24 protein-coding genes are annotated in these 26,695 nt (G+C 63.2%); 10 read left to right on the top strand and 14 right to left on the bottom strand.

What is annotated here, in order from left to right:
• Positions 1-27: 27 nt before the first annotated feature.
• A complete protein-coding gene (locus XB14_RS33135; protein WP_162768892.1) occupies positions 28-195 on the bottom strand; it encodes a hypothetical protein in 168 nt (55 codons plus the stop codon).
• Between XB14_RS33135 and purL the strand changes: the two genes are divergently transcribed.
• The 6 genes from purL (at position 182) to XB14_RS08195 (ending at position 6,710) form a co-directional block, all read left to right on the top strand.
• Positions 182-2,413 carry a phosphoribosylformylglycinamidine synthase subunit PurL gene (purL, locus tag XB14_RS08220; protein WP_077961133.1) on the top strand — a complete coding sequence of 744 codons (2,232 nt, stop codon included), beginning with the start codon at positions 182-184 and terminating at the stop codon, positions 2,411-2,413. The genes XB14_RS33135 and purL overlap by 14 nt on opposite strands.
• Before the next feature lie 234 nt (positions 2,414-2,647).
• A complete protein-coding gene (locus tag XB14_RS08215) occupies positions 2,648-2,881 on the top strand; it encodes a BolA family protein (RefSeq protein ID WP_034794447.1) in 234 nt (77 codons plus the stop codon).
• Positions 2,882-2,888: 7 nt separating this feature from the next.
• Positions 2,889-3,134: a hypothetical protein gene (locus XB14_RS08210; RefSeq protein WP_077961132.1), complete on the top strand. Its 246-nt coding sequence runs from the start codon at positions 2,889-2,891 to the stop codon at positions 3,132-3,134.
• A 131-nt stretch (positions 3,135-3,265) separates the two neighbouring features.
• Positions 3,266-3,604: a Grx4 family monothiol glutaredoxin gene (gene grxD / locus XB14_RS08205; RefSeq protein WP_043614534.1), complete on the top strand. Its 339-nt coding sequence runs from the start codon at positions 3,266-3,268 to the stop codon at positions 3,602-3,604.
• A gap of 474 nt (positions 3,605-4,078) precedes the next feature.
• Positions 4,079-5,317 carry a multidrug effflux MFS transporter gene (locus tag XB14_RS08200; protein ID WP_077961131.1) on the top strand — a complete coding sequence of 413 codons (1,239 nt, stop codon included), beginning with the start codon at positions 4,079-4,081 and terminating at the stop codon, positions 5,315-5,317.
• A gap of 100 nt (positions 5,318-5,417) precedes the next feature.
• On the top strand, positions 5,418-6,710 hold the full coding sequence (locus tag XB14_RS08195; protein ID WP_077961130.1) for a multidrug effflux MFS transporter: 1,293 nt from the start codon (positions 5,418-5,420) through the stop codon (positions 6,708-6,710).
• Positions 6,711-6,836: 126 nt separating this feature from the next.
• Here XB14_RS08195 and XB14_RS08190 read toward each other — a convergent pair whose 3' ends face one another.
• The 5 genes from XB14_RS08190 to XB14_RS08170 all read right to left on the bottom strand — a co-directional run bounded on the left by XB14_RS08190 (position 6,837) and on the right by XB14_RS08170 (position 11,175).
• Positions 6,837-7,661 (bottom strand): inositol monophosphatase family protein, encoded by an 825-nt coding sequence (locus XB14_RS08190; RefSeq protein WP_077961129.1) that lies wholly within the window; start codon positions 7,659-7,661, stop codon positions 6,837-6,839.
• Positions 7,658-8,542 carry a tRNA 2-thiocytidine(32) synthetase TtcA gene (gene ttcA, locus XB14_RS08185; RefSeq protein ID WP_077961128.1) on the bottom strand — a complete coding sequence of 295 codons (885 nt, stop codon included), beginning with the start codon at positions 8,540-8,542 and terminating at the stop codon, positions 7,658-7,660. The genes XB14_RS08190 and ttcA overlap by 4 nt, the downstream gene beginning before the upstream one ends.
• Before the next feature lie 158 nt (positions 8,543-8,700).
• A complete protein-coding gene (locus tag XB14_RS08180) occupies positions 8,701-9,648 on the bottom strand; it encodes a glutaminase (protein ID WP_077961127.1) in 948 nt (315 codons plus the stop codon).
• A 153-nt stretch (positions 9,649-9,801) separates the two neighbouring features.
• Positions 9,802-10,419, bottom strand: a complete 618-nt coding sequence (rpsD, locus tag XB14_RS08175; RefSeq protein WP_077961126.1) for a 30S ribosomal protein S4 — start codon at positions 10,417-10,419, stop codon at positions 9,802-9,804.
• A 228-nt stretch (positions 10,420-10,647) separates the two neighbouring features.
• Positions 10,648-11,175, bottom strand: a complete 528-nt coding sequence (locus XB14_RS08170) for a MarR family winged helix-turn-helix transcriptional regulator (RefSeq protein WP_077961125.1) — start codon at positions 11,173-11,175, stop codon at positions 10,648-10,650.
• A gap of 111 nt (positions 11,176-11,286) precedes the next feature.
• Here XB14_RS08170 and XB14_RS08165 point away from each other — a divergent pair, with 111 nt between their 5' ends.
• Positions 11,287-11,622, top strand: a complete 336-nt coding sequence (locus XB14_RS08165) for a cupin domain-containing protein (RefSeq protein WP_077961925.1) — start codon at positions 11,287-11,289, stop codon at positions 11,620-11,622.
• An 80-nt stretch (positions 11,623-11,702) separates the two neighbouring features.
• Here XB14_RS08165 and XB14_RS08160 read toward each other — a convergent pair whose 3' ends face one another.
• On the bottom strand, positions 11,703-13,220 hold the full coding sequence (locus XB14_RS08160; RefSeq protein ID WP_077961124.1) for an ATP-binding protein: 1,518 nt from the start codon (positions 13,218-13,220) through the stop codon (positions 11,703-11,705).
• A gap of 108 nt (positions 13,221-13,328) precedes the next feature.
• On the opposite strand from XB14_RS08160, the gene XB14_RS32600 reads away from it, so the two are divergent.
• The gene (locus XB14_RS32600) at positions 13,329-13,745 is read left to right on the top strand and encodes a hypothetical protein (RefSeq protein ID WP_143348288.1); all 417 of its coding nucleotides are present in this window, start codon (positions 13,329-13,331) and stop codon (positions 13,743-13,745) included.
• Here the strand turns inward: XB14_RS32600 and murI are convergent.
• From murI to XB14_RS08140, 3 genes are all read right to left on the bottom strand, one after another.
• Positions 13,742-14,587: a glutamate racemase gene (gene murI / locus XB14_RS08150; RefSeq protein ID WP_077961122.1), complete on the bottom strand. Its 846-nt coding sequence runs from the start codon at positions 14,585-14,587 to the stop codon at positions 13,742-13,744. The genes XB14_RS32600 and murI overlap by 4 nt on opposite strands.
• Positions 14,574-15,419 carry an RNA methyltransferase gene (locus tag XB14_RS08145; RefSeq protein WP_077961121.1) on the bottom strand — a complete coding sequence of 282 codons (846 nt, stop codon included), beginning with the start codon at positions 15,417-15,419 and terminating at the stop codon, positions 14,574-14,576. Before XB14_RS08145 ends, murI begins: the two co-directional genes overlap by 14 nt.
• A gap of 64 nt (positions 15,420-15,483) precedes the next feature.
• Positions 15,484-17,460, bottom strand: a complete 1,977-nt coding sequence (locus XB14_RS08140) for an FUSC family protein (protein ID WP_077961924.1) — start codon at positions 17,458-17,460, stop codon at positions 15,484-15,486.
• Between the two features lie 278 nt (positions 17,461-17,738).
• Here XB14_RS08140 and XB14_RS08135 point away from each other — a divergent pair, with 278 nt between their 5' ends.
• Positions 17,739-18,953 carry an NADP-dependent isocitrate dehydrogenase gene (locus XB14_RS08135; RefSeq protein ID WP_043614565.1) on the top strand — a complete coding sequence of 405 codons (1,215 nt, stop codon included), beginning with the start codon at positions 17,739-17,741 and terminating at the stop codon, positions 18,951-18,953.
• A 151-nt stretch (positions 18,954-19,104) separates the two neighbouring features.
• Here the strand turns inward: XB14_RS08135 and XB14_RS08130 are convergent, their stop codons facing one another.
• From XB14_RS08130 to recA, 4 genes are all read right to left on the bottom strand, one after another.
• Complete coding sequence (locus tag XB14_RS08130) at positions 19,105-20,100, bottom strand: carbon-nitrogen hydrolase family protein (protein WP_077961120.1); 996 nt, start codon at positions 20,098-20,100, stop codon at positions 19,105-19,107.
• A 208-nt stretch (positions 20,101-20,308) separates the two neighbouring features.
• On the bottom strand, positions 20,309-21,160 hold the full coding sequence (locus XB14_RS08125) for an AraC family transcriptional regulator (protein ID WP_077961119.1): 852 nt from the start codon (positions 21,158-21,160) through the stop codon (positions 20,309-20,311).
• A 267-nt stretch (positions 21,161-21,427) separates the two neighbouring features.
• Positions 21,428-24,091: an alanine--tRNA ligase gene (gene alaS / locus XB14_RS08120; RefSeq protein WP_077961118.1), complete on the bottom strand. Its 2,664-nt coding sequence runs from the start codon at positions 24,089-24,091 to the stop codon at positions 21,428-21,430.
• Positions 24,092-24,322: 231 nt separating this feature from the next.
• Positions 24,323-25,411 (bottom strand): recombinase RecA, encoded by a 1,089-nt coding sequence (gene recA / locus XB14_RS08115; protein WP_043614579.1) that lies wholly within the window; start codon positions 25,409-25,411, stop codon positions 24,323-24,325.
• A 319-nt stretch (positions 25,412-25,730) separates the two neighbouring features.
• Between recA and XB14_RS08110 the strand changes: the two genes are divergently transcribed.
• Positions 25,731-26,678 (top strand): carbohydrate kinase family protein, encoded by a 948-nt coding sequence (locus XB14_RS08110; protein WP_077961117.1) that lies wholly within the window; start codon positions 25,731-25,733, stop codon positions 26,676-26,678.
• Positions 26,679-26,695: the final 17 nt, after the last annotated feature.

Below are 26,695 nucleotides of genomic sequence, written 5' to 3'. Positions count from 1 at the left end.
AGCCTTCGGCAAAGTGCCGTAAGGGCGTCAACCGCTGTTGATCGCCCGTATTTTTCTGTCGCGCCGCGCCGCAGCATAGGCTAAAGAAGCCGCAAAGCGCCCCCTGTTTCTGTTGCGGTTCGCACGCGCCATATTCCTCTTTCGTGGATTGCGCGCCGCCCGAAGGATTTGACGGTCGACGATGACGATTTCCAACACCCGCCCCATCACCCCGGACCTCATCGCATCGCACGGGCTGAAGCCTGACGAATACGAGCGCATCCTCGGCCTGATCGGGCGCGAGCCGACCTTTACCGAGCTCGGCATCTTCTCCGCCATGTGGAACGAGCACTGCTCCTACAAGTCCTCGAAGAAATGGCTGCGCACGCTGCCGACCAAGGGCCCGCGCGTTATCCAGGGTCCGGGCGAAAACGCCGGCGTCGTCGACATCGATGACGGCGATTGCGTCGTCTTCAAGATGGAGAGCCACAACCACCCGTCCTATATCGAGCCCTACCAGGGCGCTGCCACCGGCGTCGGCGGCATCCTGCGCGACGTGTTCACCATGGGCGCGCGTCCGGTGGCGGCGATGAATGCGCTGCGCTTCGGCGCGCCGGATCACCCGAAGACCCGCCACCTCGTTTCCGGCGTCGTTGCCGGCGTCGGCGGTTACGGTAATTCCTTCGGTGTTCCGACCGTCGGCGGCGAGGTCGAGTTCGACGCCCGCTACAACGGCAACATCCTCGTCAATGCCTTTGCCGCCGGTCTCGCCAAGAGCGACGCCATCTTCTATTCCAAGGCCGAAGGCGTCGGCCTTCCGGTCGTCTATCTCGGCGCCAAGACCGGCCGCGATGGCGTCGGTGGCGCAACCATGGCGTCGGCCGAATTCGACGAGTCGATCGAAGAGAAGCGTCCGACCGTTCAGGTCGGCGACCCCTTCACCGAGAAGTGCCTGCTCGAAGCCTGCCTCGAGCTGATGACAACAGGCGCCGTCATCGCCATCCAGGACATGGGTGCAGCCGGCCTCACCTGCTCGGCCGTCGAAATGGGCGCCAAGGGCGACCTCGGCATCGAACTCAATCTCGACACCGTTCCGGTGCGCGAAGAGCGTATGACCGCTTACGAAATGATGCTGTCGGAGAGCCAGGAGCGCATGCTCATGGTGCTGGAGCCCGCCAAGGAAGAGGTCGCCAAGGCGATCTTCGTCAAGTGGGGCCTCGATTTCGCGATCGTCGGCAAGACCACCGACGACCTGCGCTTCCGCATCCTGCACCAGGGCGAGGAAGTCGCAAACCTGCCGATCAAGGAACTGGGCGACGAAGCTCCGGAATATGATCGTCCTTGGACGCCTGCCAAGACCGCGGCTCCGCTCGCGACCAACGACATCCCGGCTGTCGATGTCGCCGATGCGCTCGTCAAGCTCGTCGGTTCGGCCAACAATTCCTCGCGCCGCTGGGTCTACGAGCAGTACGACACACTGATCCAGGGCAATTCGCTGCAGCTTCCGGGCGGCGACGCTGGCGTTGTGCGCGTCGAGGGCCATGCTTCAAAGGCGCTTGCCTTCTCCTCCGACGTCACTCCGCGTTACGTAGAAGCCGATGCTTACGAAGGCGGCAAGCAGGCTGTTGCCGAATGCTGGCGCAACCTGACGGCAACCGGCGCACTGCCGCTGGCGGCCACCGACAACCTCAACTTCGGCAATCCGGAACGTCCTGAGATCATGAGCCAGCTGGTTCATGCCATCAAGGGCATCGGCGAGGCCTGCACCGCGCTCGATTTCCCGATCGTGTCGGGCAACGTCTCGCTCTACAACGAGACCAACGGCCAGGCGATCCTGCCGACCCCGACGATCGGCGGCGTCGGCCTGATCAAGGACTGGTCGAAGATGGCGCGCATCCGCTTTGCCGCGGAAGGCGAAACGATCCTGCTTGCCGGCGCACCGGCCGGTCTCGGTTCGCACATCGCCCAGTCGGTCTATATGCGTGACGTTCACGGCCGCACCGACGGCCCGGCGCCGCATGTCGATCTGGCGCATGAGCGCAAGGTCGGCGATTTCGTCCGCGGTCTCATCGTCGATGGTCTCGTGACCGCCGTTCACGACTGCTCGTCGGGCGGTCTCGCGCTCGCCGTTGCCGAAATGGCGATGGCATCGGGCATCGGCGCCTCGGTCGACGCCGTCGCCGGCCATGATCCGATCGCTACCTTCTACGGCGAAGACCAGGCCCGCTACGTCCTGACGGTCGCCGCCGGCGCGCTCGACGCGGTTGCCGATCGCGCAAAGGCCGCCGGCGTCTCGCTCCCTGTCATCGGCAAGACCGGCGGCGATGCCGTCAAGCTCGGCGATGCCAAGGCAGTTTCGGTCGCAGATCTGCGTTCGGCGCATGAGGGCTGGTTCCCCGAGTTCATGCAGGGCGATCTCGCCCCCGAGAACTAAGAACAAGCAACGGGAGCCGCGGTTGGCGGCTCCCGTTCCGCTTTTTTTCAAGCCGTGGCAAAGCCTTTGCAGGCGGACTTGAACGCATGCCGTTGATCGGCTCTGCCTTCCGCCGATTGGCTTCCCTCACCCAATTCAGCAATTGCGTTCCGCCCCTGAATCGTGGTTCCCTTGTTTCATGGACAACGTCGGCAGGCTGCTGACGTTGCAGAATAAAAAGGGAGTTGGCGTATCATGCCCATGACACCAGGCGACATCGAAGACATGATCAAGGCGGGGATTCCCGGAGCCAAGGTCACGATCCGCGATCTGGCCGGTGACGGCGACCACTATGCCGCCGAAGTCGTGGCCGAGGCGTTTCGTGGCAAGAGCCGCGTGCAGCAGCATCAGATGGTCTACAATGCCTTGAAGGGCAATATGGGCGGCGTGCTGCATGCGCTTGCCCTGCAGACGAGCGCGCCGGAGTAAGCAGGCCGTGGCTGACCTGATCAAGGAACTCGTCAGTGGCATCGTCGACAGCGCGCTGAAGGAAATTCTGCGGAAGACCGGCCTCAAGCGCACGACCACCAAGCGGACGAAGCGCCGGACGCGGCCGGCGGCCTCTGGCGGCGGCATCCTCGCGGATATCCTCGAAGCCGCGATCCGCAAGCCGGCGAAGAAGCAGGTCAGCCGGCGGAAAACCACGGCGGCGCGCAGCAAGACCCGGCGCCGCACGGCTTGAGTGGTATTAAAACCACATCTTGAGGCCCATCAATATTTGTTGCGATTGGGTGGTGAAAATCACCGATATGCATGCTATCTAAGGCCCAATCGATATCCGGCCCTTGAAGCCGGCGCAGGAAGGAAGACAGGATGAGCGGAATTCACGAATTCATCGACAACGAAGTCAAGACGAACGATGTGGTGCTCTTCATGAAGGGTACACCGCAGTTCCCGCAGTGTGGCTTCTCCGGTCAGGTGGTCCAGATTCTCGATTATATCGGCGTCGACTACAAGGGCATCAACGTGCTCGCCGACGCAGACCTGCGCCAGGGTATCAAAGACTACTCCAGCTGGCCGACGATCCCGCAGCTCTACGTGAAGGGCGAATTTGTCGGCGGTTGCGACATCGTGCGCGAGATGTTCCAGGCCGGCGAACTGCAGTCCCACCTTTCGGAGCAGGGTATCGCCGTCAAGGGCGCCGCCGCCTAACTCAAGGACGCCTTGTCCCGATCCATCGGAGAAGGCGGGCAACCGCCTTTTTTTGATTCGGACATCCGTCCGGATTTCGATTTTCGTTGTCTTTCCGAAGGCTTTGCGCGCTCAGTTCGCGCAATGACCGTTTGAATGTTTGTTGAAGCAGGCTTCTTTCCTGTAACGTTTCCGGCGTTCTGAAGCGAAGCCTGGGGCCGAGTTTTCGGCCTGTCATGAAGCAGTCGCGATCGTTCGGCATAAGCAGCAGCGGTTCCCCCTCCGGCCTTCCCGGCACGGAAATGCCCCCGTCGCTGCCGATCGATGCTCCCGTTTCATGCAGGCCCGGTCCATACGGTGCGGCTGCCCGGTCGCTCCTGCCTGACATCCCCATGCCGACCGGCAATTAAGCCAGCCGACATCCTTCTTTTTCCGGCGCCGTCCGGACCCAGACCTGTTTCGCTTGGCGCGCTGCGCGCCGCTAGGACTTTTGAAATGACAAGCACGACCAACGACGACGCCCTGCCCGGCCTCACGAAATTCCAGTTCATCGCGCTGATGGCGACGCTGATGGCGACGAACGCTATCTCGATCGACATCATGCTGCCGGGCCTTCAGGAAATCGGCGCAAGCCTCGGCGTCGTCGACGAGAACGAGCGGCAATACATCATTACCGCCTATCTGCTCGGCATGGGCGTGGCGCAGCTGTTCTTCGGTCCGCTGTCGGACCGCTTCGGGCGCAAGCCCCCGCTTGTCGCCGGCCTTGCCCTCTATGCCGTCTGTGCGGTCGCAATCGCCGTCGTGCCGACCTTCGGTCTCATGCTCGCCCTGCGCTTCATGCAGGGTGCTGGTGCGGCCGCGACACGCGTCATCACGATCTCGATCGTTCGCGACGTCTACGGCGGCCGGCAGATGGCCGAGGTGATGTCGCTTGTCATGATGGTGTTCATGATCGTGCCGGTCATCGCCCCGTCGATCGGCCAGCTCATCATCAGCTTTGCCGAATGGCACATGATCTTTGTCATCGTCGCGCTTTATGCCGTGATGAACATCGCCATCGTACTGTCGAAGCTCGGCGAAACGCTTGATCCGGCGCACCGCCGCGCCTTCACGCCGTCGGTGATCCTCAGCGGCTTCCGCATCGTGCTGACCAACCGGCTGTCGCTGCTTTATACGCTCGCGACCTCGGTTATCCTCGGCGCCCTGTTCGGCTTCATCAACTCGGCGCAGCAGGTGCTCGTCGGCGTTTACGATCTGGGCGTGTGGTTTCCGCTTGTCTTTGCGGCTTTCGCGAGTATGATGGCGGTTGCTTCCTTTACCAACTCCCGCCTCGTCCGCCGCTTCGGCATGCGGCCGCTGTCCCATGCGGCACTCTGCGGCTTTACGCTGGCAAGCTTCATCTGGATGTCGGCCTCTCTCTATGCGCCGCTGCCCTTCCCGGTCTTCGTGGTCCTCTATTGCGCTACGATGTTCCAGTTCGGGCTGATCGCGCCGAACTTCAACGCCATGGCCATGGAGCCGCTCGGCCACGTGGCCGGCACTGCCTCCTCGGTCCTCGGTTTCGTGCAAACGATCGGCGGGAGCGTGATCGGAGCCTTCATCGGCCAGTCCTTCGACGGCACGGCCACCCCGCTTGCCACCGGCTACTTCACCGTCGCGGCCATCGGCCTTGTTTTCGTTCTGATTGCCGAGCGCGGCAAGCTGTTCAAACCACACCATCAGCCGGCCGGCTGATCTCTACAGCGCCACGCGTCTCTGAAGACGCGTAAAGGTCGCTGTAGCGCTCTAAACTGTCGGCCAGTATTTCCAAAGATTGAATTTACGGGTTTTCCCAATGTCCACCATCACCAATCAATCCGAACATGTCGACGGCGTTTCCGGGGCTCAGCGCCTCAACATGGGCATCGTCGAGTTCATCATCACCATCGCCGTCATGACGGCGAGCGTCGCCATCGCCATCGACAGCATGCTTCCGGCGCTGCCGGCCATCGGCCAGTCCCTGAACGTTGCCAACACCAACGACAGCCAGCTGGTGATCGGCGTCTTCTTCCTCGGCTTCGGCATTTCGCAGATCTTCTTCGGCAGCCTCTCCGACGCCTTCGGCCGCCGCAAGGTGCTGCTCGGCGGCCTCGCCTTCTTCACCGTATCGATGTTTGCGGCCGCGCTTACGCAGAGCTTCGAGACGCTGCTCATCCTGCGCTTCGTTCAGGGCATCGGTGCGGCCGCCATCCGCATCACCACCATGGCGATCGTGCGCGACTGCTTCGGCGGTCGCGAGATGGCGCGCGTCATGTCCTATGTCATGATCGTCTTCATGATCGTGCCGATCGTGGCGCCCTCGATCGGCCAGCTCGTGATCCTCTATGCCAACTGGCACTGGATCTTCATCCTGATCGGCATCATCGGCGCGATCCTTTTCGCCTGGGCGTTCTCTCGCATGAAGGAGTCCCTGCCCCGCCAAGAGCGCATGCCGCTCTCCGTCGGCGCGGTCGCTTCGGGCTTCAAGACCGTTCTCACCAACCGCATCACCTGCGGCTACATGATCGGCATGACGCTGTTTACCGCCGTTATCTGCGCCTACATCGTCACCGTCCAGCAGATCTTCGGCGAGGTCTATGGCCTCGGTGACTGGCTGCCGATCGCCTTCGCGGGCACGGCAGGCGGCATTGCGGTTGCGAACTTCGCCAACGGCTTCTTCGTCCGTAGCTTCGGCATGCGCCGCATCTCGCACGTCTCGATGATCCTGTTCACGCTGCTCTCGATCGCGGGCTTCGTGATGTCGCTCTCGGGCACGCCGGCCTTCGTCGTCAGCTACCTGATGTTCTCGGTGCTGCTGATGTTCTTCGCAGTCATCGCGACGAACTTCACCGCGATCAGCCTGGAGCCGATGGGTCACCTCGCCGGTACCGCGACGGCGATCACCGGCTTCGTTTCGACGACCGGTGGCGCCTTGATCGGCGGGACTGTCGGCCAACTCTTCAACGGCACGCTGCAGCCGCTCTTCGGCGGTTTCGCCCTCTTCGGTGCTGTGACGATCCTGGCGACGCTCTGGGCCGAGAAGGGCAAGCTCTTCACCCATCCCGGCGACAAGGACGTCTCCATGGATCACGGTGGCGGGCACATGTAACTACAGCGCCGCGCGTCTCTTGAGACGCGCAAAGGTCGCTGTCGCACGTTCAGTCGCCGCATGACATGAAAAAGCCCGCCCGGAGCGATCCGGGCGGGCTTTTTGTTTGAGCACCGACTGTGGAGATCAGACCGTGAAGACCTCGCGGCGCAGCGTCTCCCAGCTTTCCTTGTCGGTCGCCAGCAGCAGGCCGCCATTGAGATGTGCCGGCAGATAGGGCGAACCGTCGAAGCGGGCGGCAAAGGCACCGGCTTCCTGCGAAATCAGCGTGCCGGCCAGGTGGTCCCAGGGCATGAGCTTCTGGTACATCAGGAAGTGGATGTGCCCGCCGGCAAGCATGCGGTATTCGTGCGCGGCGCAGCGATAGCTGGTGGCGATGCGGACCTTCGCCATGTTGGCCATGACCTCGCGCCGCGCTTCCTGCTTGTAGAACCCGGTCGAGGCGCCGCCGACCATGGCTTCGAGCGGCACGCCTGCGGTGACCGACAGGCGCTCCTGCGATCCATTCGGGCGGCACATCCAGGCGCCCGAGCCCTTCTCCGCGATCACCCAGTCATTGCCGAGCGGATCGTAGATGATGCCGGCAACCGTCTCGCCCTTTGCGACGACGCTCGCCATGACGCCGAAGAGCGGCACGCCGGCTGCAAAATTGAAGGTGCCGTCGATCGGATCGACGACGACAGCCAGGTCGGCATCGGCGAGTTTCTCAAGCAGTGCGGGATCGGCCGCAACCGATTCTTCGCCGACGAAAAGTGCGCCCGGTGCCACCTCTTCGATGCGCGCCCGGATCAACCGCTCCGCGGCTTCGTCACCTTCGGTCACCAGATCGATCGCTTCGGACTTCACCCTGACGTCGCCGTCGCCAAGATTGCGGAACCGCGGCAGGATCTCTTTGACGGCGGCTTCCTGCAGGAGATTGGCAAGGCCGGCGATGTCGACGGAATGGCTCATTCTTTGGGCTCCGGTGTGAGGGACTGGAAATCGAACAGCTTGGGATCGAGCAGATGCGACGGGTTCACGTGGCCGAGCGCGCGCAGCATCGTGTCCTTGCGGCCCGGCATGCGCCGCTCGATATCGGCAAGCATCGCCTTCATCGCATTGCGCTCGAGGCCGTCCTGCGAGCCGCAGAGATCGCAGGGGATGATCGGGAACTCCATGGCTGCCGCGAACTTGGCGAGATCGTCCTCGGCCGCATAGGCAAGCGGACGAAGCAGCATCAGGTCGCCCTCGTCGTTGAGGAGCTTTGCCGGCATCGAGGCGAGCCGGCCGCCATGGAAGAAGTTCATGAAGAAGGTTTCGAGAATATCCTCGCGGTGATGGCCGAGCACCAGCGCGTCGCAGCCCTCTTCGCGGGCGATGCGGTAGAGGTTGCCGCGGCGAAGCCGCGAACAGAGCGAGCAGTAGGTCGCGCCGGTCGGCACCTTCTCCTTCACGATCGAATAGGTATCGCGGTACTCGATGCGATGCTGCACGCCGATCGATGCCAGATATTCCGGCAGGATATGTTTCGGAAAGTTCGGCTGCCCTTGGTCGAGATTGCAGGCAATGAGCTCCACCGGCAGCAGCCCGCGCCATTTGAGGTCCATCAGGAGCGCCAGCAGGCTGTAGCTGTCCTTGCCGCCGGAAAGACCGATCAGCCAGCGCTTGGCGCCCTTCAGCATGCCGAAATCGTCCAGCGCCTGGCGGGTCTGACGCAACAGGCGCTTGCGCAGCTTGTTGAACGAGACGGAAGACGGCATGCGGTCGAAAAGCGGATGCGTGCCGGCATCGATAGAGACGTCATCGAACGCGGCTTCAACCGGATCGTGGGGCTGGCTCAACGGAAGGTCCATGGCGGGGATCCTGTACGGGCGGCGCGGGCGCAAGAGGCGCCGGCAAATCTTGGGCCAGCACTTGCCCGGTCCAGCTGACAAGATCAAGGGAAATCGGCCTGCGCGCGCCGCCTTTGGCTGCGTCACTCGGCCCTCTACGTGTTCGCAACCTGAGCCTCTTAGGAGCCGAACACCGACCAGCCGGTGCGCGCGGCAAGCATTTCGAGCGCCAGCGACCCGAGCAGCGAATTGCCGTTCTCGTTGAGGCCCGGCGACCAGACGGCGACCGAGGCCTTGCCGGGCGCCACCGCCATGATGCCGCCCCCGACGCCGCTTTTTCCCGGCAGGCCGACGCGGTAGGCAAAATCGCCCGAACCGTCATAGTGGCCGCAGGTCAGCATCAGCGCGTTGATGCGCCGCGCCCGCTGGCGCGAGACGACGTTGTGGCCGGTTAGCGGATTGCTGCCGCCGGCTGCCAGAAACAGCCCGGCCTTGGCAAGCTGGCTGCAGGTCATCGACAGCGCGCAGTGGTGGAAATAGACGCCGAGAACGTGGTCGACGGGATGGTCGAGCTTGCCGTAGGAGCGCATGAAATTGGCGAGCGCGAAGTTGCGGTAGCCGGTGGCGGTCTCCGAGCGCGCCACCTCGTGGTCGATGACGATCTGGTCGTCATCGGCGAGATAGCGGACGAACTGCACGATTTCGCCAATCAGTTCGCGCGGCGTATGACCGGCAAGGATCAGATCGCTGATGGTGATGGCGCCGGCATTGATGAAGGGGTTGCGCGGCTTGCCGCCCTCGTGCTCCAGCTGAACAATCGAGTTGAAGGCCGAGCCCGACGGCTCGCGACCGACCCGGTGCCAGATGTTCTCGCCGTGCTTGCCGAGTGCCAGCGTCAGCGTGAAGACCTTCGAGACGCTCTGGATGGAAAACGGCACTTCGGCATCGCCGACGCGAAAAATCTTGCCGTCGGTGGTGACGATCGCCATGCCGAAATGCTTGGCGTCGACTCGGGCAAGCTGCGGAATGTAGTCGGCGACCTTGCCCTGACCGAACCGTGGGCTCAGCTCCCGATGAATGTCGTCGATAATCGCCTGCAGATCCTGCGGCTTCTGCTCTTCGGGCATCGGGCTTCCCTCTTGGTCATCGCCTGCGGATCGAGGCGACGAAACGGCGCATGTTCGCTGGGGTCCGCGGTTGCGCGGATGCTGATCGGCACTGACAAAAAAACCGCCCGTTTCCGGGCGGTTTTCGATACGTCACAAGGCGTGAGCCCCGGATTAACGCGAGTAGAATTCGACGACCAGGTGCGGTTCCATGACGACGGCGTAAGGCACGTCGGAGAGAACCGGAACGCGGACGTAGGTCGCAACCATCTTGTTGTGGTCGGCTTCGATGTAGTCAGGAACGTCGCGCTCAGCGAGCTGAACCGATTCGAGAACGGTTACGAGCTGCTTGGACTTTTCCTTGACTTCGATGACGTCGCCCGGCTTGCAGCGGTAGGAACCGATGTTGACGCGGACGCCGTTGACCTTGACGTGGCCGTGGTTGACGAACTGACGGGCAGCAAAGACCGTCGGAACGAACTTGGCGCGGTAGACGATCGCGTCGAGGCGCGATTCGAGCAGACCGATCAGGTTTTCCGGGGTGTCACCCTTGCGGCGGGCAGCTTCAGCGAAGATCGCGCGGAACTGCTTCTCGCGGATGTCGCCGTAGTAGCCCTTGAGCTTCTGCTTGGCGCGCAGCTGTACACCGAAGTCCGAGAGCTTGGACTTGCGGCGCTGGCCGTGCTGGCCCGGGCCGTATTCGCGGCGGTTTACCGGGGACTTCGGACGGCCCCAGATGTTTTCGCCCATACGGCGGTCAATTTTGTACTTGGACGATTCGCGCTTGCTCATCGCATTTCCTTTCAAACAGTTACACCGGCCTGTTTCCAAACCGGATCAAGGAAACACGCCCTCCTCTGAACCCATTTTCTAAGGTTCTGACAGGTTTCTCACGATCACGCAGACGGAGAAGCCACGGGACATGTCAAATGAAACACCGGACATTTCTGCCCGGCGTTGGGGCGGCTTTAGTGGGTCCGGCCCCTGTTGTCAAACGAAATCGTGACAATCGGCATCGGCTCAGGCCGGATCAACGACCTCGACCCTCTCCAGCGAGACCAGCAGTTTGCGGAGCAGCCCTGCCAGTGCGGCGCGGTCCTCCTTGCTCAGGCTCTCCAGGTATTGCGCCTCGCTTTTCATATCCGCGCGAATCGCCGTTTCAGCAAGCGCTATTCCCTTCTCGGTCAATCCGACGACGCTGCTGCGGCCGTCCGACGCCGAGCGCTCACGCACGATCAGCCCTGCCTTCTGCAGCCGATCGAGCCGGTGGGTCAGCCCGCCCGACGAGATCATAAGCAGCGTATAGAGGTCTGTCGGCGTCAGCCGGTAAGGCGGTCCGGATCGTCGGAGCGTCGAGATCACGTCGAACTCGCCGCGGTCGAGGCCGAAGGAAGCGAAGGTCTCCTCGATCGACGGGCGCACCAAATTGGAAAGGCGATAGGCCCGCCCGAGGATCGTCATCGGCTCGGTATTCAGATCAGGCAGTTCGGCCGCCCACTGCGCCTGCAGCCGGTCGACATGGTCCCTCGCCTCGTTCTCGTTCGGCATCGCTTCACCTCGGTATCGGTCAATATATCTTGACGAGAAGATAGTTTTGGATATTATCTTCTCGTGAAGATAACTCATTGCAACCGGCCAGCCAAGCCGATGGAGGCGAGCATGTTTCATGTCATACCGCGTAGCGCGCAGAAGCCGAGCCCCAAGCGGACGATCCTGTTCGAAGGCGGGCAATATGGCACGCCGATTTCGCTCTTCCTGATGGATGCGGAGCCTGGCCAGGGGCCGGCGCTGCACGTTCATCCCTACCCGGAGACCTGGCTTATCCATTCCGGCGAGGCGGAATTCACGGTCGGCGAGCAAACGCTGATCGGCAAGGCAGGCGATATCATCGTCGTCGATCCCGGAACGCCGCACCGTTTCGTCAACTCGGGCACAGCCCGGCTGGAGATGACCTGCATCCACGCGTCGGATCACGTCATTCAAGAGTGGGTCTGAAACAGAGGACGACAGACCCCATCGCACGAATGCGCCGTTTCGTCATGGAAAGACCGAAATCAAAGCCGGCGGAGGCCAGCTCACTCCGCCGCAGCGGCGGACGGATCCATCACATCGGGCCCGTTGGCATCACCCGGAGCAGTTTCACTGCCGAGATCCGGGAAGGCAACGATGCGTTTTCCAGCGAAGTCGGCATGGATGACGATCAGCCCATGCTCCTCGAAGTAACCAAGCAGACGACGGGCCCGTCTTGCGGAATGGGTGCCATAGGCGCGCGCGATCATGGCGTCTGAAGGACACGGCAGGCCACGGACGGCGGCCTGCGCCATCATCAGGAACACGGCCTGAAGATCCTCGGTAACGCGGTCGGCAAGCCGCAAGGCCTGCGCCCAGGTTTCCGTTGCAGCGGTCTCCGCGTCGATGCCTGAGCGTGCGACCGCCATCTTGCGGCGGAAGGCGCTGAGCGACAGCGCTGCACCGGACGGCAGCCGGCGAATACGGCATCGCACCAGGAAATCCTGAAACAGTTCCGCGTCGGGGCGGAAGGCCGCCTCCGGATTGCTCAGGATTTCCGCAAAGACGCTGTCGAGCAGGCTCTCCTTCTCCTCGGCTGACAGCTCCGGCTGCGCCGGCCTTGCCTCGACCGGCGCGGCCGCTTCGGGTCGAGGACGCGACAGTTCGGCGAGGATGTCGGTCGTCGGGCGCGGCGGCGCGACGGCGCGCCGCATGATCGGCCGGGTCAGCTCGTCCGGATCCGGCGTGAAGATCAGGTCTTCGACATCCTGCGGCGCCTCGGGCAGCGGCATCAGCTTTGGGCTCGTCGAGCGGGCCGAGGTCTCGACCGTGCCGATCGTCACCTTGAGCGGCCGGCGCGACAGCGCCGGGCCAAGCGCCACGAAGGAACCGCGCTTCAGGTCGCGGAACATTTCCGCGGTGCGCCTGTCCATGCCGAGCAGATCGGCAGCGCGCAGCATGTCGATGTCGAGGAAGGTGCGGCCCATCAGGAAGTTTGAGGCTTCGGCCGCCACGTTCTTGGCAAGCTTCGCCAGCCGCTGCGTCGCGATCACCCCGGCAAGGCCGCGCTTACGACCGCGGCACATGAGGTTGGTCATGGCGCCGAGCGAAATCTTGCGCACCTCTTCGGTGACGTCGCCGGCGACCGACGGCGCAAACATCTGCGCTTCGTCGACGACGACGAGAACCGGGTACCAGAATTCGCGGTCCGCATCGAACATGGCGTTCAGGAACACGCCGGCATTGCGCATCTGCTGCTCGATATCGAGGCCTTCGAGCGACAGCACGCAGGAAACGCGGTGCTGGCGGATGCGATTGGCAATCCCGATCAGTTCCGCATCGGTCCGTTCACCCTCGACAACCACATGGCCGAACTTGTCGGCAAGCGTGACGAAATCCCCCTCGGGATCGATGATGCACTGCTGCACCCAGGGCGCCGATTGCTCCAGCAGTCGCCGCAACAGGTGCGACTTGCCCGAACCGGAATTGCCCTGCACCAGAAGACGGGTGGCCAGAAGCTCCTCGATATCGAGCGAGGCCGATGTCCCTTCGGACGTCGCTCCCATGTCGATGCCGACCTTCATGTCCACCTCTTCGTGCGAGAGCGGCCCTGATGACGAGGAACCACCCTATCTTTACGTTTTCACGCTCTTCCGGTTGCAGGACCGGTGCGTAGCTGTTCAATGCTTTAGATGATTCGCGATCGCGCGGAGACCGCCATTCGGGCTTCACCTAACACGGTTTTCCCGGAAAGCGTGGCGCCGCCTGAGAAAACCCACAGGGAATACGCGGCGGCGAATCGTGGAGAGCAAACCGCACGCCGTTCGTTGCAGGATAGAGTTGAAATTCTTGGGCATGCTGACTTTTGCGAGCGCACTCGTCCCCATATGAAGCGGAAGGGCAGCGATTTACCAGGGTCAGCAATGAGTCAGAGCGAAATCGAACGGCAGCTGGAGATGCACAATCTCGATCAGCGCATGCGCGATGCTTACAAGGAAGGGCAACCCGTCATCTCAAAGGCGCAAGCTGCGAATGCCGGCAACAAGAACTTCCTGCTCGCTTGCGCCTTGGTTTCCCTGATCGCCATATTATTGGCGATCCTCTTCTAGCCGATCGCTTCCGCCTGTCCGACGCGCCCATCAGCAGCGGCATTTGCTGTTACGGTCAGTCCGAAGCCCTGCATGAGCCGGCGCGTGGCAAAATCCGGTTTGCCTGACGTGAAGACCGCCGGGTCCTGACCGTTCAACGGCTCGAAACCGTTTGGCAACGGCACCAGCGAGCGCGCCCGCCGGGCGATCGCTTCGGCCGGATCCAGCCAATCGACCGGCCAGGGCGCCAGCCGGCGAAAGACGTTGGCCATGAAGGGATAATGCGTGCAGGCGAGCACGACGATGTCGGTCTTCCTGCCGTCCATCTCGACGAAGCATGGGGCGATCTCGGCCAGAACGGTCTCGTCGTCCAGCTTCTCGCCGCGAATATAGGCCTCAGCCATCTTGGCAAGGTTCTCCGAGCCGACGAGCCGCACGTGGCACTGGCTGGCGAAGGACTGAATGAGATCGCGCGTATAGGCGCGCTTGACCGTGCCAGGCGTCGCCAGAACCGAAACCAGCCCTGAACGTGTCCGCTCAGCCGCGGGCTTGATCGCCGGCACCGTGCCGACGAAGGTCATCTCAGGATAGGCTGCGCGCAGATCGGCGCCGACCAGCGTGAAGGCGGTGTTGCAGGCGATCACGCAGATTTCCGGATCGTGCTCGGACAGCAGCCGGCCGAAGAGTTCGATCACCCTCTCCTTCAGCGCCGCTTCTTCCCAGCCGCCATAGGGAAAGCCGGCATCGTCGGCGACGTAAATGAAGTGCCGCTCGGGCATCAGCACCCTCGCCTCGCGCAGCACGGTCAGACCGCCGATGCCGCTGTCGAAGACGAGGATGGGTTTCAGTTCACTCGCTGTCACCTTTGTCTCGCGCTTTCCTGCTGTGTTCACCCCTGCTGTGCTCACTTGGAGCGCCGGAGCCGCGCGGGTTTTCCCGCGTGAACCGGTCGAGCGAAGAAATGACGCCGCGCAGCACCTGGATTTCGGATTCGGTAAAGGACGGTCTGGTCAGAACCGCGCGCAGGTTCTCGACCAATTTCGGCTTTTTGTCGGCGGAACGGAAGTAGTTGCGCGCATCGAGTGCTTCCTCGACATGCTCGAACAGACCCTGCAGGTGTTCCTTCGTCGCCGGCCGCTGCTCGATCGCCTGGAACGAGGTCTGATCCTCAGACTCCATGCCGGTCTTCAGCCACTCATAGGACATCAGCAGCACGGCCTGCGCGAGATTGAGCGAGGCGAAAGCCGGATTGACCGGAAAGGTCACGATCTCGTCGGCAAGCGCCACTTCATCATTGGTGAGGCCGGTGCGCTCGCGCCCGAAGAGGATGCCCGTCTTCTCGCCGGTCTGGAACCGCTGGCGCAGCGTGCGCGCCGCGACGATCGGCGAACGCACCGGCTTGTAGCCATCGCGGTCGCGCGCCGTTGTCGCATAGACGAAGTTGAGGTCGGCGATCGCCTCCTCGACCGTGCCATAGAGCTTGGCAGCGTCGATCACGTGGTCGGCGCGGCTTGCGGCGGAGCGTGCCTTCTCGCTCGGCCAACCATCACGCGGATTGACAAGCCTCAACTCCGCCAGCCCGAAATTGGCCATCGCGCGGGCCACCATGCCGATGTTTTCGCCGAGCTGCGGATAGGCGAGAATGATCGCCGGTCCTTCCGCCAGAAGTTCGCGCTCGCTGTTCGTACCTGCCATTTCCTTAGCCTTCGCCTTTCGTTCGGCGCTTCCCTTGCACAAATGCGGCAGAAATTAAAGTCCACTACAAATGAAGGCGGTTGAGCGACACCCCGATCATCTCCAGACCCAGCTCGGCATCGTCCTTCGAGATCGGCAGATGGCGATCGACCGGCGCACCGATGCGGCCGACCTCGTAGAAGTAGGCCGACGCCTTGTCACGCACCGTCTGGACGAGCGCGAGATTGGCGTCGATGTCCGCCTTGAAATCGGTTCCTTCCAGCGCCGCATCCGTGCCGACACGCCGCGCGAAAACCCGTGCCCAGTAGGTGCAGGCCATGAAGATCGCCAGCGCCTGGCGCACATGACCGGGACGCGTCACCAACTGCCAGGGAAGCCCGAGCGGCTTTGCGGCGGCGGCTAGGTCACGATAGGCGCGGTCGAGCGCCTGCGAGCGGGTAATGAGCACCAGACCCGATGCCCCGTCCCGCGCCGCCTGCAGCAGGCCCTTGAGTTCGTCGCACCAGGTTGCGACGGCGGCATCGAGCGTCGTGCGGGTGCGCGTCGGAAACACGACGAAGGCGACCGCAGCACCGGCGATCGAGCCGATCATGGTTTCCTCCAGGCGCAGTTGCAGCAGATGCGGGCTCAGCACGCCCATCAGGCTATAGACCAGCGACAGAACGACGGAGATGAAGAAGGTCATCGTCGCATAGGAGACGGCGAGGAAATAGAAGGCGAGAAAGACGCAAAGTGCGCTGAGCGGCAGCACCAGGTAGATATTGCCGGCTACCAGCGTGCCGACGATGATACCGACCACAATGCCAAACAGGGTGCCGGCCGAGCGCTGCAGCGCCTTGACCGCCGTATCGCCGCGCGAGCGCGTGTTGGTGAAGACGAGAAACGCCGCAAGCACCGCCCAGAACCAACGCTCCCGCGACAGCATCAACCCGAACACCATGGCGATGCCCGAAGCGAGCGTGATCTGGATCGCCGCCTTTAAGGCGGGATCGTTCAGCGACGGCCTCCAGCGGGCGGCAACGCCGCTCAAGTGCAGTGGCGGCTCTTCCAGATCGGCCGGCGTCAGCTTTGCAAGCCTTCGGGCGAGCCTTTGCCGGACGTTGCGCAGCCAGAGCAGCGCCTTCACCGTTTCTTCGCGGCGCGGAGCGGCATCGCCGAGCCGCGCGATCTCCGCGTCGATCCGCTCGCCGTCGCGCGCCACCATCGCCTCCACCAGTGCCGGCGGCGGCATCGATTGGAAGCTGACGACCATCACGCTTTCGGCCGCAAGATGCAGGTCGAAGAGGTTGATGACGAGGTCGGAGGTCGTAAGGCCGGGCTGCGGTTCCGGCCGCCGGTTTTCCGTCGGAATGAAGCTTTCCGCCATCAGCACCGCTTCCTTCAGCCGCTCTTCGGCCGCATGCAGCTGACGACGATCGGCCGGTGACAGAACGGGCTTGCGGGCGATCTCCGCCAGTTGCAGCAGCATCTGGTCGACGCGACGCTGCACGCTTGCGGTTGCGCGCAGGAGGTCGCGATAGCGATCATCCGGCAACAGCCGCGTGCGGACGAGATGCGCGACGGTGGCCGAGACCGCCGCCCCGAAGAACAGGGCCGGCAACTGGTCGAGCGTTGGCCTCAGATAGGCGCCAGTGAAATAGGACATGAAGGCGAACATGCCGACGGCAAAACCTCGGGGGCCGAAGGAGCGGCCATAGACCGCGAGAAAGATGATCAGCAGGAAGACGACGTCGGAAACGTAGCGGTGATTCTCGAGAACCGAAGCAAGCCCGACCATCGAAACGCCGACGAGGACCGCGATGATGCGGGTGAGCCGCTGGCCGGCAATGGTGCGATCGCGCACCGCCAGTCCCCCTTCGATCGACAGCGACGCCGCAAGCCCGAAGGCGGCCGGCGGCAGCGGTGCGACGAGGTAATGAAACGCCATCAGCAGCAGGATGGAAACGACGATGGTCGCGGTGATGCGCGAGGCCTGCCGCAGGCGGGAGAAGGCCGGATCGTTGGCAAGAAGCCAATCGCGCATACGGGAACGAAGTGCCATCGGAAGCCTTTGCCTGTCCCGCGGCCGCCTGTGGACGCGCGCCGCCTTCGCCGGTTCTTCCTGCATAGCGGCAGATGCGATCTTTGCAAGGCCGGCGCGACGAAAGCAGGCGTCGAAAAGCGGTGGCGAAGAGCTGTCCGAGGTCCGTGTCCACCTCCATCCAAAGTTTCAGCCAAGCATGCTTTGCCTTGTCGGTTCTGAGTGCTATAGGGCACAGGATTTTTCAGAGAGGAAGGGACATCGCTCCCGCTGTCCCGCATAAGCTACGAGGCATATTCATGGCAAAGATCAAGGTCGCCAATCCGGTCGTCGAACTCGACGGCGATGAGATGACCCGCATCATCTGGCAGTTCATCAAGGACAAGCTGATCCATCCCTACCTCGACGTCGATCTGGAATATTACGACCTCAGCGTCGAAAACCGCGATGCTACTGAAGACCAGGTAACGATCGACGCCGCCAACGCGATCAAGAAGCACGGCGTCGGCGTCAAGTGCGCCACGATCACGCCGGATGAAGCCCGCGTCGAGGAGTTCAAGCTGAAGAAGATGTGGAAGTCGCCGAACGGCACGATCCGCAACATCCTCGGCGGCGTCATCTTCCGCGAGCCGATCATCTGCAAGAACGTTCCGCGCCTGGTTCCCGGCTGGACCAAGCCGATCATCGTCGGCCGTCACGCCTTCGGCGACCAGTACCGCGCCACCGACTTCAAGTTCCCGGGCAAGGGCAAGCTGACGATGAAGTTCGTCGGCGAGGACGGCAAGGAAATCGAATACGACGTGTTCGACGCTCCGTCGGCCGGTGTTGCCATGGGCATGTACAACCTGGACGATTCGATCACCGAATTCGCCCGCGCGTCGTTCAACTACGGCATCCAGCGCAAGGTTCCGGTCTACCTGTCGACCAAGAACACCATCCTCAAGGTCTATGACGGTCGCTTCAAGGACATCTTCCAGCAGGTCTTCGACGCCGAGTTCGCCGACAAGTTCAAGGAACTGAAGATCTGGTATGAACACCGCCTGATCGACGACATGGTCGCCTCGGCACTCAAGTGGTCCGGCGGCTACGTCTGGGCGTGCAAGAACTACGACGGCGACGTGCAGTCGGACATCGTTGCCCAGGGTTTTGGCTCGCTCGGCCTGATGACCTCGGTTCTGATGACGCCGGACGGCAAGACGGTCGAAGCCGAAGCCGCCCACGGCACGGTTACCCGCCACTACCGCCAGCACCAGAAGGGCGAGGAAACCTCGACCAACTCGATCGCCTCGATCTTCGCCTGGACCCGTGGTCTTGCCCACCGCGCCAAGCTCGACGGCAATGCCGAACTCGCAAAGTTCTCCGAAACCCTCGAGAAGGTCTGCGTCGACACCGTCGAAGCCGGCTTCATGACCAAGGACCTCGCGCTCCTCATCGGTCCCGACCAGCCCTGGCTCTCGACCACCGGCTTCCTCGACAAGATCGACGAGAACCTGCAGAAGGCCATGGCCGCCTGATAGGCTCCAGTCCCAGAGACAACGAAACCCGGCCTCGCGCCGGGTTTCTTTTTTGGACCAATCAAAATTCCGGAACGCGGATCGGCGCCGGACTGCAGCCGGTAGTCGCACGACCTCAAGGCGAGCGCGGCCATGCTACCGGCAGCTACTGCTAGAACATGTCGCGGCTGCTGCTGCGCGGATCGTCGCTGACGATATGCGGGTCGTAGATCCCACCTCTCGCGCTCCGGCGCCATGGCCGGGCCGGATCGACGGCGTCCCTGCCGATATCCGCCACGACGATCGATGGTCCATCCCCGCTGCATCGGACCGCCCATTGCCCGTCGGGCGAAACAATCCCTGAAGGAGCCGTCAGGCCGGGCTGCGCGAGAACCGCAAAACTCGCCCAATAGCGATTGATCGAAGCATGCCCCTGCACCTCGGCGGCAAAGGCAATGTCGTTCGCCAGAGCGCCGCCGGAGGTCGAGAACAGGACGCAATCGACGTTCAGCCGCTCGTATTCGCCGAAAATCTCGGGAAAGTGGCACTCGATGCCGAGCGCGCAGCCGAAGCGGACGCCGTCGACCTCGAACGTCAAAGGGAGCGTTCCGGGCGTGTACATGAACGAGACCTTGGTGTTCGACAGCATGCGCTCGTCGTAGCGCGTCGCGACCGCCCCCCTGTCGGAGATCACATAGAGGCTGTTGTGCGGACGATGTGGTTCGGTAAGCTTATGAACGGACCCGAGCACCGTCCAAAGACCAAGGTCCCGCGCCAGCGTCCGCGTGGCATCGAGCTCTTCGCGCAGCACCGCCCAATCGAACCGCCGCCAATCGGACGAGCCTATCTCGCGCGGACCGATCGCCGACATGATGCGCTTGTTCGGAAAGCATGTCGCCCCCTCCGGGAAATGCAGCACCCGCGCACCAGCCTGCCGCGCTTCCCGCATCAGGCGCCGGATTCCTTCGCCGGCAAGGCGAAGTGCCGCTGCGTCCCTGGGATCGTCGAAGTAGCCGGATTGCGCCACCGCCAGGCGCAGCGACCTTGGTTGCGGAGGCTCCGCTTCCACCGAAGCGTGGCGAAGATGCATGAGCGCGGTGGTGTAGGATTCGCCGGTCTTGGCGGCACGGGCGCGAACGCGCCGTTTGAAATTTCGGTTTTCAGTCATGAAAGGGCCTTTCGCGTCTCGGGCAAGTTCCCCAGCAACCGGACCCGAAACGGTGGGACCGAGCTTGCGACCCGAGACTGAAGTCCCTTTGCCCCCGTGAAAGGATCGCGCCGGGGACGATCTTTGGAGGTTCGGCGCAGGCCACGCCGAACCAAAGGTGCCGCCGAGCCGCTGATTCGTCAATTCCGGACCGGCGACTGGATATCAGTCACTTCAATGGCAAGTAGATCTCGCTCAGGAGCTCCGTCGGCGGGACTTCGCGGGGATTGTTGAGATATTTCTCGAACATCAGGCTGTCGCGGATCTCGCGACCCGACTGCGGCAGCCAGGTGCCGTAGAGCCATTGATACGCCTTCGGCATATCCGCGTAGGGGCCCTTGTGGCGCAGCACCGCGTAACGGCCGCCGTGGAGGTGCTGCGACGTCAAAGGAGTGTCCGCTGGCACCGGTTCGCGCGCGCTGACGCAGGCAAAGGAGCGCAGCTTGTCGGCCGGCACCAGTTCCGGGTCGTCGAGGTAGATGCCGATCATCTCCATCTCCGGCCGGAACAATTGCCGTGAAAACAACGTGCCGTAGAGCGTCTCGAACGCCCGTCCGATTTCCATATAGGAGCCGGTGTGGGCGACGCCGACGAGATCGAAGGCTTCGACGTCCTTGAGGGTAACTTCATACATGTCTGGAATTCCTTCCGTTGAAGCGGTTGCAAAGGCGACATGGCTCCCCTCCTTGCGATAGCGCGCCGGCGGCAGCCCGTATGCGGCCTTGAAGGTGCGGTTGAAGGATTGCAGATTGGGATAGCCAGAGCGCTGCGCGATCGCTTCGACAGGAAGATCGGTCTGGGCGAGATCGGCCGCGGCCCGCTGCAGACGCAGCCGCTTCACCGTCCCGGCCAAAGTCTCGCCATGGACCGCACGGTAGATCCGGTGCCAGTGGTGCGGCGACAGACAGGCAATCTCAGAGAGGCGATCGAGATCGAGATCGCCGTCGAGATGACCGTAGATGTAGTCGCTGACCCGGTGCAGGCGCCGTTCATAGGTCGCCCAGGCTACCCGCTCTTCCATGTCCAACCTTTCGTGCTTTGCTCACGGATCGGTAAACCATAGCTCAATTTGACAAATCCTGCGGAGTTGCGAGCGCGTGCTCCGACGGAGAATTGCGACTGCGGCGCGGAGGCTCTGTTCCTGGGGGCCGGTGATCCGGGCGGGCCATGACGTGCGCGGCCCGGCTCGGTTTGCGGGACCGCGACCGTGAAGCTGCGCCTCCGCATCCGATGCAAAAAAAAGGGCGCCACCACGGACGCCCTCTTCCTATTCTGCTGTCAATGGCAATCAGCCGGCGAGTGCCACGGCTACGGCCTCGATCGCTTCGGCTGCCTTGTCGCCATCCGGGCCGCCGGCCTGGGCCATGTCGGGACGGCCGCCGCCGCCCTTGCCGCCGAGAGCGGCGGAGGCAACGCGCACCAGATCGACGGCGCTGAGCTTCGAGGTCAGGTCGTCGGTGACGGCCACGACGGCGCTGGCCTTGCCGTCGCCGGAAACGCCGACGAAGGCGACGACGCCGGAGCCGAGGCTCTTCTTGCCGTCGTCGGCAAGGCTCTTCAGATCCTTCGGCTCGACGCCCGAGACGACCTTGCCGAGGAAACGCACGCCGGCGATATCGCGGGCGGCATCGGCCGAACCCGCTTCGCCGCCACCACCGAGTGCCAGCTTCTTCTTGGCCTCAGTCAGCTCGCGTTCCAGCTTGCGGCGCTCGTCGAGCAGCGCCTCGACGCGGCCGAGCACGTCGCCCGGCTGAACCTTCAGCGTGTTGGCAAGCGTCTTCACGCGCTCGTCCTGCTCGTTGAGGTAGGCGCGCGCGGCCTCGCCGGTCAGCGCCTCGAGGCGACGAACGCCGGCGCCGACGGCGCTTTCGGAAACGACACGGACGAGGCCGATGTCACCGGTGGCAGACACATGGGTGCCACCGCAGAGTTCGACGGAGTAGGCACGGTTGGCTTTGGAGCCGTGGATGCCGCGGCCCATCGAGACAACGCGAACCTCGTCGCCGTATTTCTCACCGAAGAGCGCCATCGCACCTTCGGCGATCGCGTCGTCGACGCTCATCAGGCGCGTGGTCACCGGCGTGTTCTGCACGATGATCTCGTTGGCCATTTCCTCGACGACCTTCAGTTCCTCCGCCGTCATCGGCTTGGGATGCGAAACGTCGAAGCGCAGGCGTTCCGGCGCCACCAGCGAACCCTTCTGGGCCACATGGGTGCCGAGCACTTCGCGCAGCGCCTCATGCAGGAGGTGGGTTGCCGAGTGGTTGGCGCGAAGGCGCGAACGGCGAGCGTGGTCGACATCGAGCTGGGCGGCGTCACCGGTCTTGACCGAACCTTCGGCGACGGTCGCGAAGTGGACGAACAGTCCCTCGCCGCGCTTCTGCGTGTCGGTCACGGTGAGCTTGCCACCTTCGGTCGTGATCGTGCCGGTGTCGCCCATCTGGCCGCCCGACTCGCCGTAGAACGGCGTCTGGTTGAGCACCACCTGCACCGTGTCGCCCTTGGCGGCGGTTGCTACGACAGCGCCATCGCGCACGATCGCCTGGATCACGCCTTCGGCGGTCTCGGTGTCATAGCCGAGGAAGTCGGTGGCGCCGTGCTTTTCCTTGAGCTCGAACCAGATGGTCTCGGTCGCGGCTTCGCCGGAACCGGCCCAGTTGGCGCGGGCTTCGGCCTTCTGGCGCTCCATGGCAACCGAGAAGGCGTCGGTGTCGACGGTGATGCCCTTGGCGCGCAGCGCGTCCTGGGTCAGGTCGAGCGGAAAACCGTAGGTGTCGTAGAGCTTGAAGGCGGTCTCGCCGTTGAACTGGTCGCCTTCCGACAGACCGGCCGAGGCGTCGGACAAGAGGTTCAGGCCGCGCTCCAGCGTCTTGCGGAAACGCGTTTCTTCAAGCTTCAGCGTCTCGGAGATCAGCGCTTCGGCGCGCACCAGTTCCGGATAGGCGCGGCCCATCTGGCCGACAAGCGCCGGCAAGAGCTTCCACATCAACGGATCCTGGGCGCCGAGCAGCTGGGCGTGACGCATGGCGCGGCGCATGATGCGGCGCAGAACGTAACCGCGGCCTTCGTTCGACGGCAGCACGCCGTCGGCAATCAGGAAGGCGGACGAACGCAGGTGGTCGGCAATGACGCGATGGCTGGCGCGACGGTCACCATCGGCCTTGACGCCGGTTGCCTCTTCCGAAGCGGCGATCAGCGCGCGGAACAGGTCGATGTCGTAGTTGTCGTGTTCGCCCTGAAGCACGGCTGCCAGGCGCTCGAGGCCCATGCCGGTGTCGATCGACGGACGCGGCAGGTTGACCCGCTCTTCCTTGGTGATCTGCTCGTACTGCATGAAGACGAGGTTCCAGATCTCGATGAAGCGGTCGCCGTCTTCGTCGGCCGAGCCCGGAGGTCCGCCCCAGATGTGGTCGCCGTGGTCGTAGAAGATTTCCGAGCACGGGCCGCAGGGGCCGGTATCGCCCATGGCCCAGAAATTGTCGCTGGTCGGGATGCGGATGATACGGTCGTCGGAGAAGCCGGCGATCTTCTTCCAGAGATCGAAGGCCTCATCGTCGGTGTGGTAGACCGTCACCAGCAGGCGTTTGGCGTCGAGGCCATATTCCTTGGTGATCAGGTTCCAGGCGAGCTCGATGGCGTTCTCCTTGAAGTAATCGCCGAAGGAGAAGTTGCCGAGCATCTCGAAGAAGGTGTGGTGGCGCGCGGTGTAGCCGACATTGTCGAGGTCGTTGTGCTTGCCGCCGGCGCGAACGCATTTCTGCGCCGTCACGGCCGTCGAATAGGGACGCTGCTCCAGACCGGTGAAGACGTTCTTGAACTGCACCATGCCGGCATTGGTGAACATCAATGTCGGGTCGTTGCGCGGCACCAACGGGCTCGACGACACGACCTCGTGACCGTTCCTGCGGAAATAGTCGAGAAAGGTCGACCGGATTTCATTCACGCCGCTCATCTTGCGTCCTATTCTTAAGCACCGATTCCGGCCTGGGTCCGGCCCACGCCGCGCCACTAAGCCATTGTCCCTAAACCCTGCGGCCACCCATGGCGACCGCACCCTCCAACGCGCTGGGTCGCCGGAACCAAAGGCTTTTATCGCTCACATATCCGACTGTCCAGACGCCAGCAAAAAACCGGCCGCCCATCGGACGACCGGTTTTTGGGTAACCTTAGTGGACCGAGCGGCTTATGCTTCCGGCGGCTCGTCACCGTCGTCCGCTTCCGGGCCGCCATTCTCAAGGAACCGGTCGGCGATCAGGCCGGCGTTCTGGCGCAGCGCCGTCTCGATCTCGCGCGCCAGATCCGGATTGTCGCGCAGGAACGTCTTGGCGTTCTCGCGGCCCTGGCCGAGACGCTGGCTGTTATAGGAGAACCAGGCGCCCGACTTTTCGACGATGCCGGCCTTGACGCCAAGGTCGACCAGCTCGCCGGTCTTCGACACGCCTTCGCCATACATGATGTCGAATTCGACCTGCTTGAAGGGAGGCGCCATCTTGTTCTTGACGACCTTGACGCGGGTCTGGTTGCCCACGACCTCTTCGCGCTCCTTGACCGAACCGATGCGGCGGATGTCGAGGCGGACCGAAGCGTAGAACTTCAGCGCGTTGCCGCCGGTGGTGGTTTCCGGCGAACCGAACATGACGCCGATCTTCATGCGGATCTGGTTGATGAAGATGACCATGCAGTTCGACTTGGAGATCGAAGCGGTCAGCTTGCGCAGCGCCTGGCTCATCAGGCGGGCCTGCATGCCCGGCAGGCTGTCGCCCATTTCGCCTTCGATTTCGGCGCGCGGCACGAGCGCTGCAACGGAGTCGACGACGAGAACGTCGATCGCGCCGGAGCGCACCAGCGTGTCGGTGATTTCGAGTGCCTGCTCGCCGGTGTCGGGCTGCGAGATCAGCAGGTTTTCGAGATCAACGCCGAGCTTGCGGGCATAGACCGGATCGAGTGCGTGTTCGGCGTCGACGAAGGCGCAGATGCCGCCCTTCTTCTGTGCTTCCGCGACGGTCTGCAGCGCCAGCGTCGTCTTGCCCGAGCTTTCCGGGCCGTAAATTTCAACGATGCGGCCCTTCGGCAGGCCGCCGATGCCGAGCGCGATGTCGAGGCTGAGAGAGCCGGTCGAAACCGTCTCGATCTCGATAATGCTGTCCTTCCCACCGAGCTTCATGATCGATCCCTTGCCGAACGACCGTTCGATCTGGGAAAGTGCCGCTTCAAGTGCCTTGCTTTTATCCACCGATTTGTCCTCTACGAGCCGCAAAGAGTTTTGTGCCATTTCGTCCACCTTTAGGTTATTGAAGCTACTGAGGCAATGAAGCCGCCGCAGGAGTTTTTGTACATGTTTTGTTCCGTATTTGCAAGGGCAGGACAATGCATTGAAAAACAACAACTATCTGACTTTCGTTCGATTCTTGTTCACGGATTGAAACCATAGGTTCTCAGGCGCGGGCCTTGCCCCTTCGGACCTGCCCGGCAAGGCTCGATCGATTCGCCCGCATCGAGGACACCCGCGGCATCGGGCAGTTGGGATTCGCGCCCCGAAATGGCAGGGAGCCAACAGAAATTCGGCCGACGGGCCAAGCAGAGGAACATTCATGACGCAAGCTGAGATCGCCGTTTTCGGTGGCGCGCATATCGACAGGCGCGGCCGCATAGCGGGAACGACAGCGCCCGGGTCCAGCAATCCGGGAACCTGGTTCGAAGAGGCAGGCGGCGGAGGCTTCAACGCCGCGCGCAACCTCGCGCGCCTCGGCCACAGCGTGCGCATGATCAGCACCCGCGGGGGTGATGCGGCCGGCGAGATGGTGACGGCAGCGGCAGCGGCTGCCGGGGTCATCGACAGTCCCCTCACCTTCCTCGACCGCCAGACGCCGAGCTACACGGCCATCCTCGAAAACGACGGCAATCTGGTGATCGCGCTTGCCGACATGGAACTCTACCGGCTGTTTTCGCCGCGGCAGTTGCAACGGCGCTCGTTGCGCGAGGTCGTCGCCACGAGCAGGCTCGTGCTGACCGATGCCAATCTGCCGGAAGAAACCATCGCGGCCCTCGCGCAGTCGGCGGCAAGCCAGGGCCACCTCGTCGCCGGCATTGCCGTTTCGCCCGCCAAGGTGGTTCGCTACCGGCCGTGCCTCTCGCACCTCTCGTTCCTGTTCATGAACGAATCCGAGGCCCGGGCGCTGACCGGCAAGGAGGCAGCCGAGGCGGAAGAGTGGCCATCGCTGCTGAGAGGCCTCGGCATCAACGGCGGCGTCGTGACCCGTGGCGGCCGGGCGGTTGTCGCCTTCGAGGGCGAAAGGACCTGCATCGTCGTGCCGCCGGCCCTGCCCGCACTTGCCGACGTCACAGGCGCCGGCGACGCGCTCGCCTCCGGCTTCCTCTCGGCCCGTCTCAGTGGCCATGGCATCGACGATTGCCTGCGGCACGGCATCGCAGCCGCGGGATTAACGTTGCGCTCTCCGCTGGCGGCATCCGAAGAGATGTCCGCGGCCAATCTCGAACAGGCGCTCGCTCTTGTGCCGGCGCCGCAAATGCTGTCATGACAGTTGCCAGCAGAACT

The organism is Ensifer adhaerens (assembly GCF_002007205.1).
Classification (GTDB): domain Bacteria; phylum Pseudomonadota; class Alphaproteobacteria; order Rhizobiales; family Rhizobiaceae; genus Ensifer; species Ensifer adhaerens_D.
The sequence above is the reverse complement of the archived record's forward strand: the minus strand, read 5'-3'. Positions and strand labels throughout refer to the sequence as shown.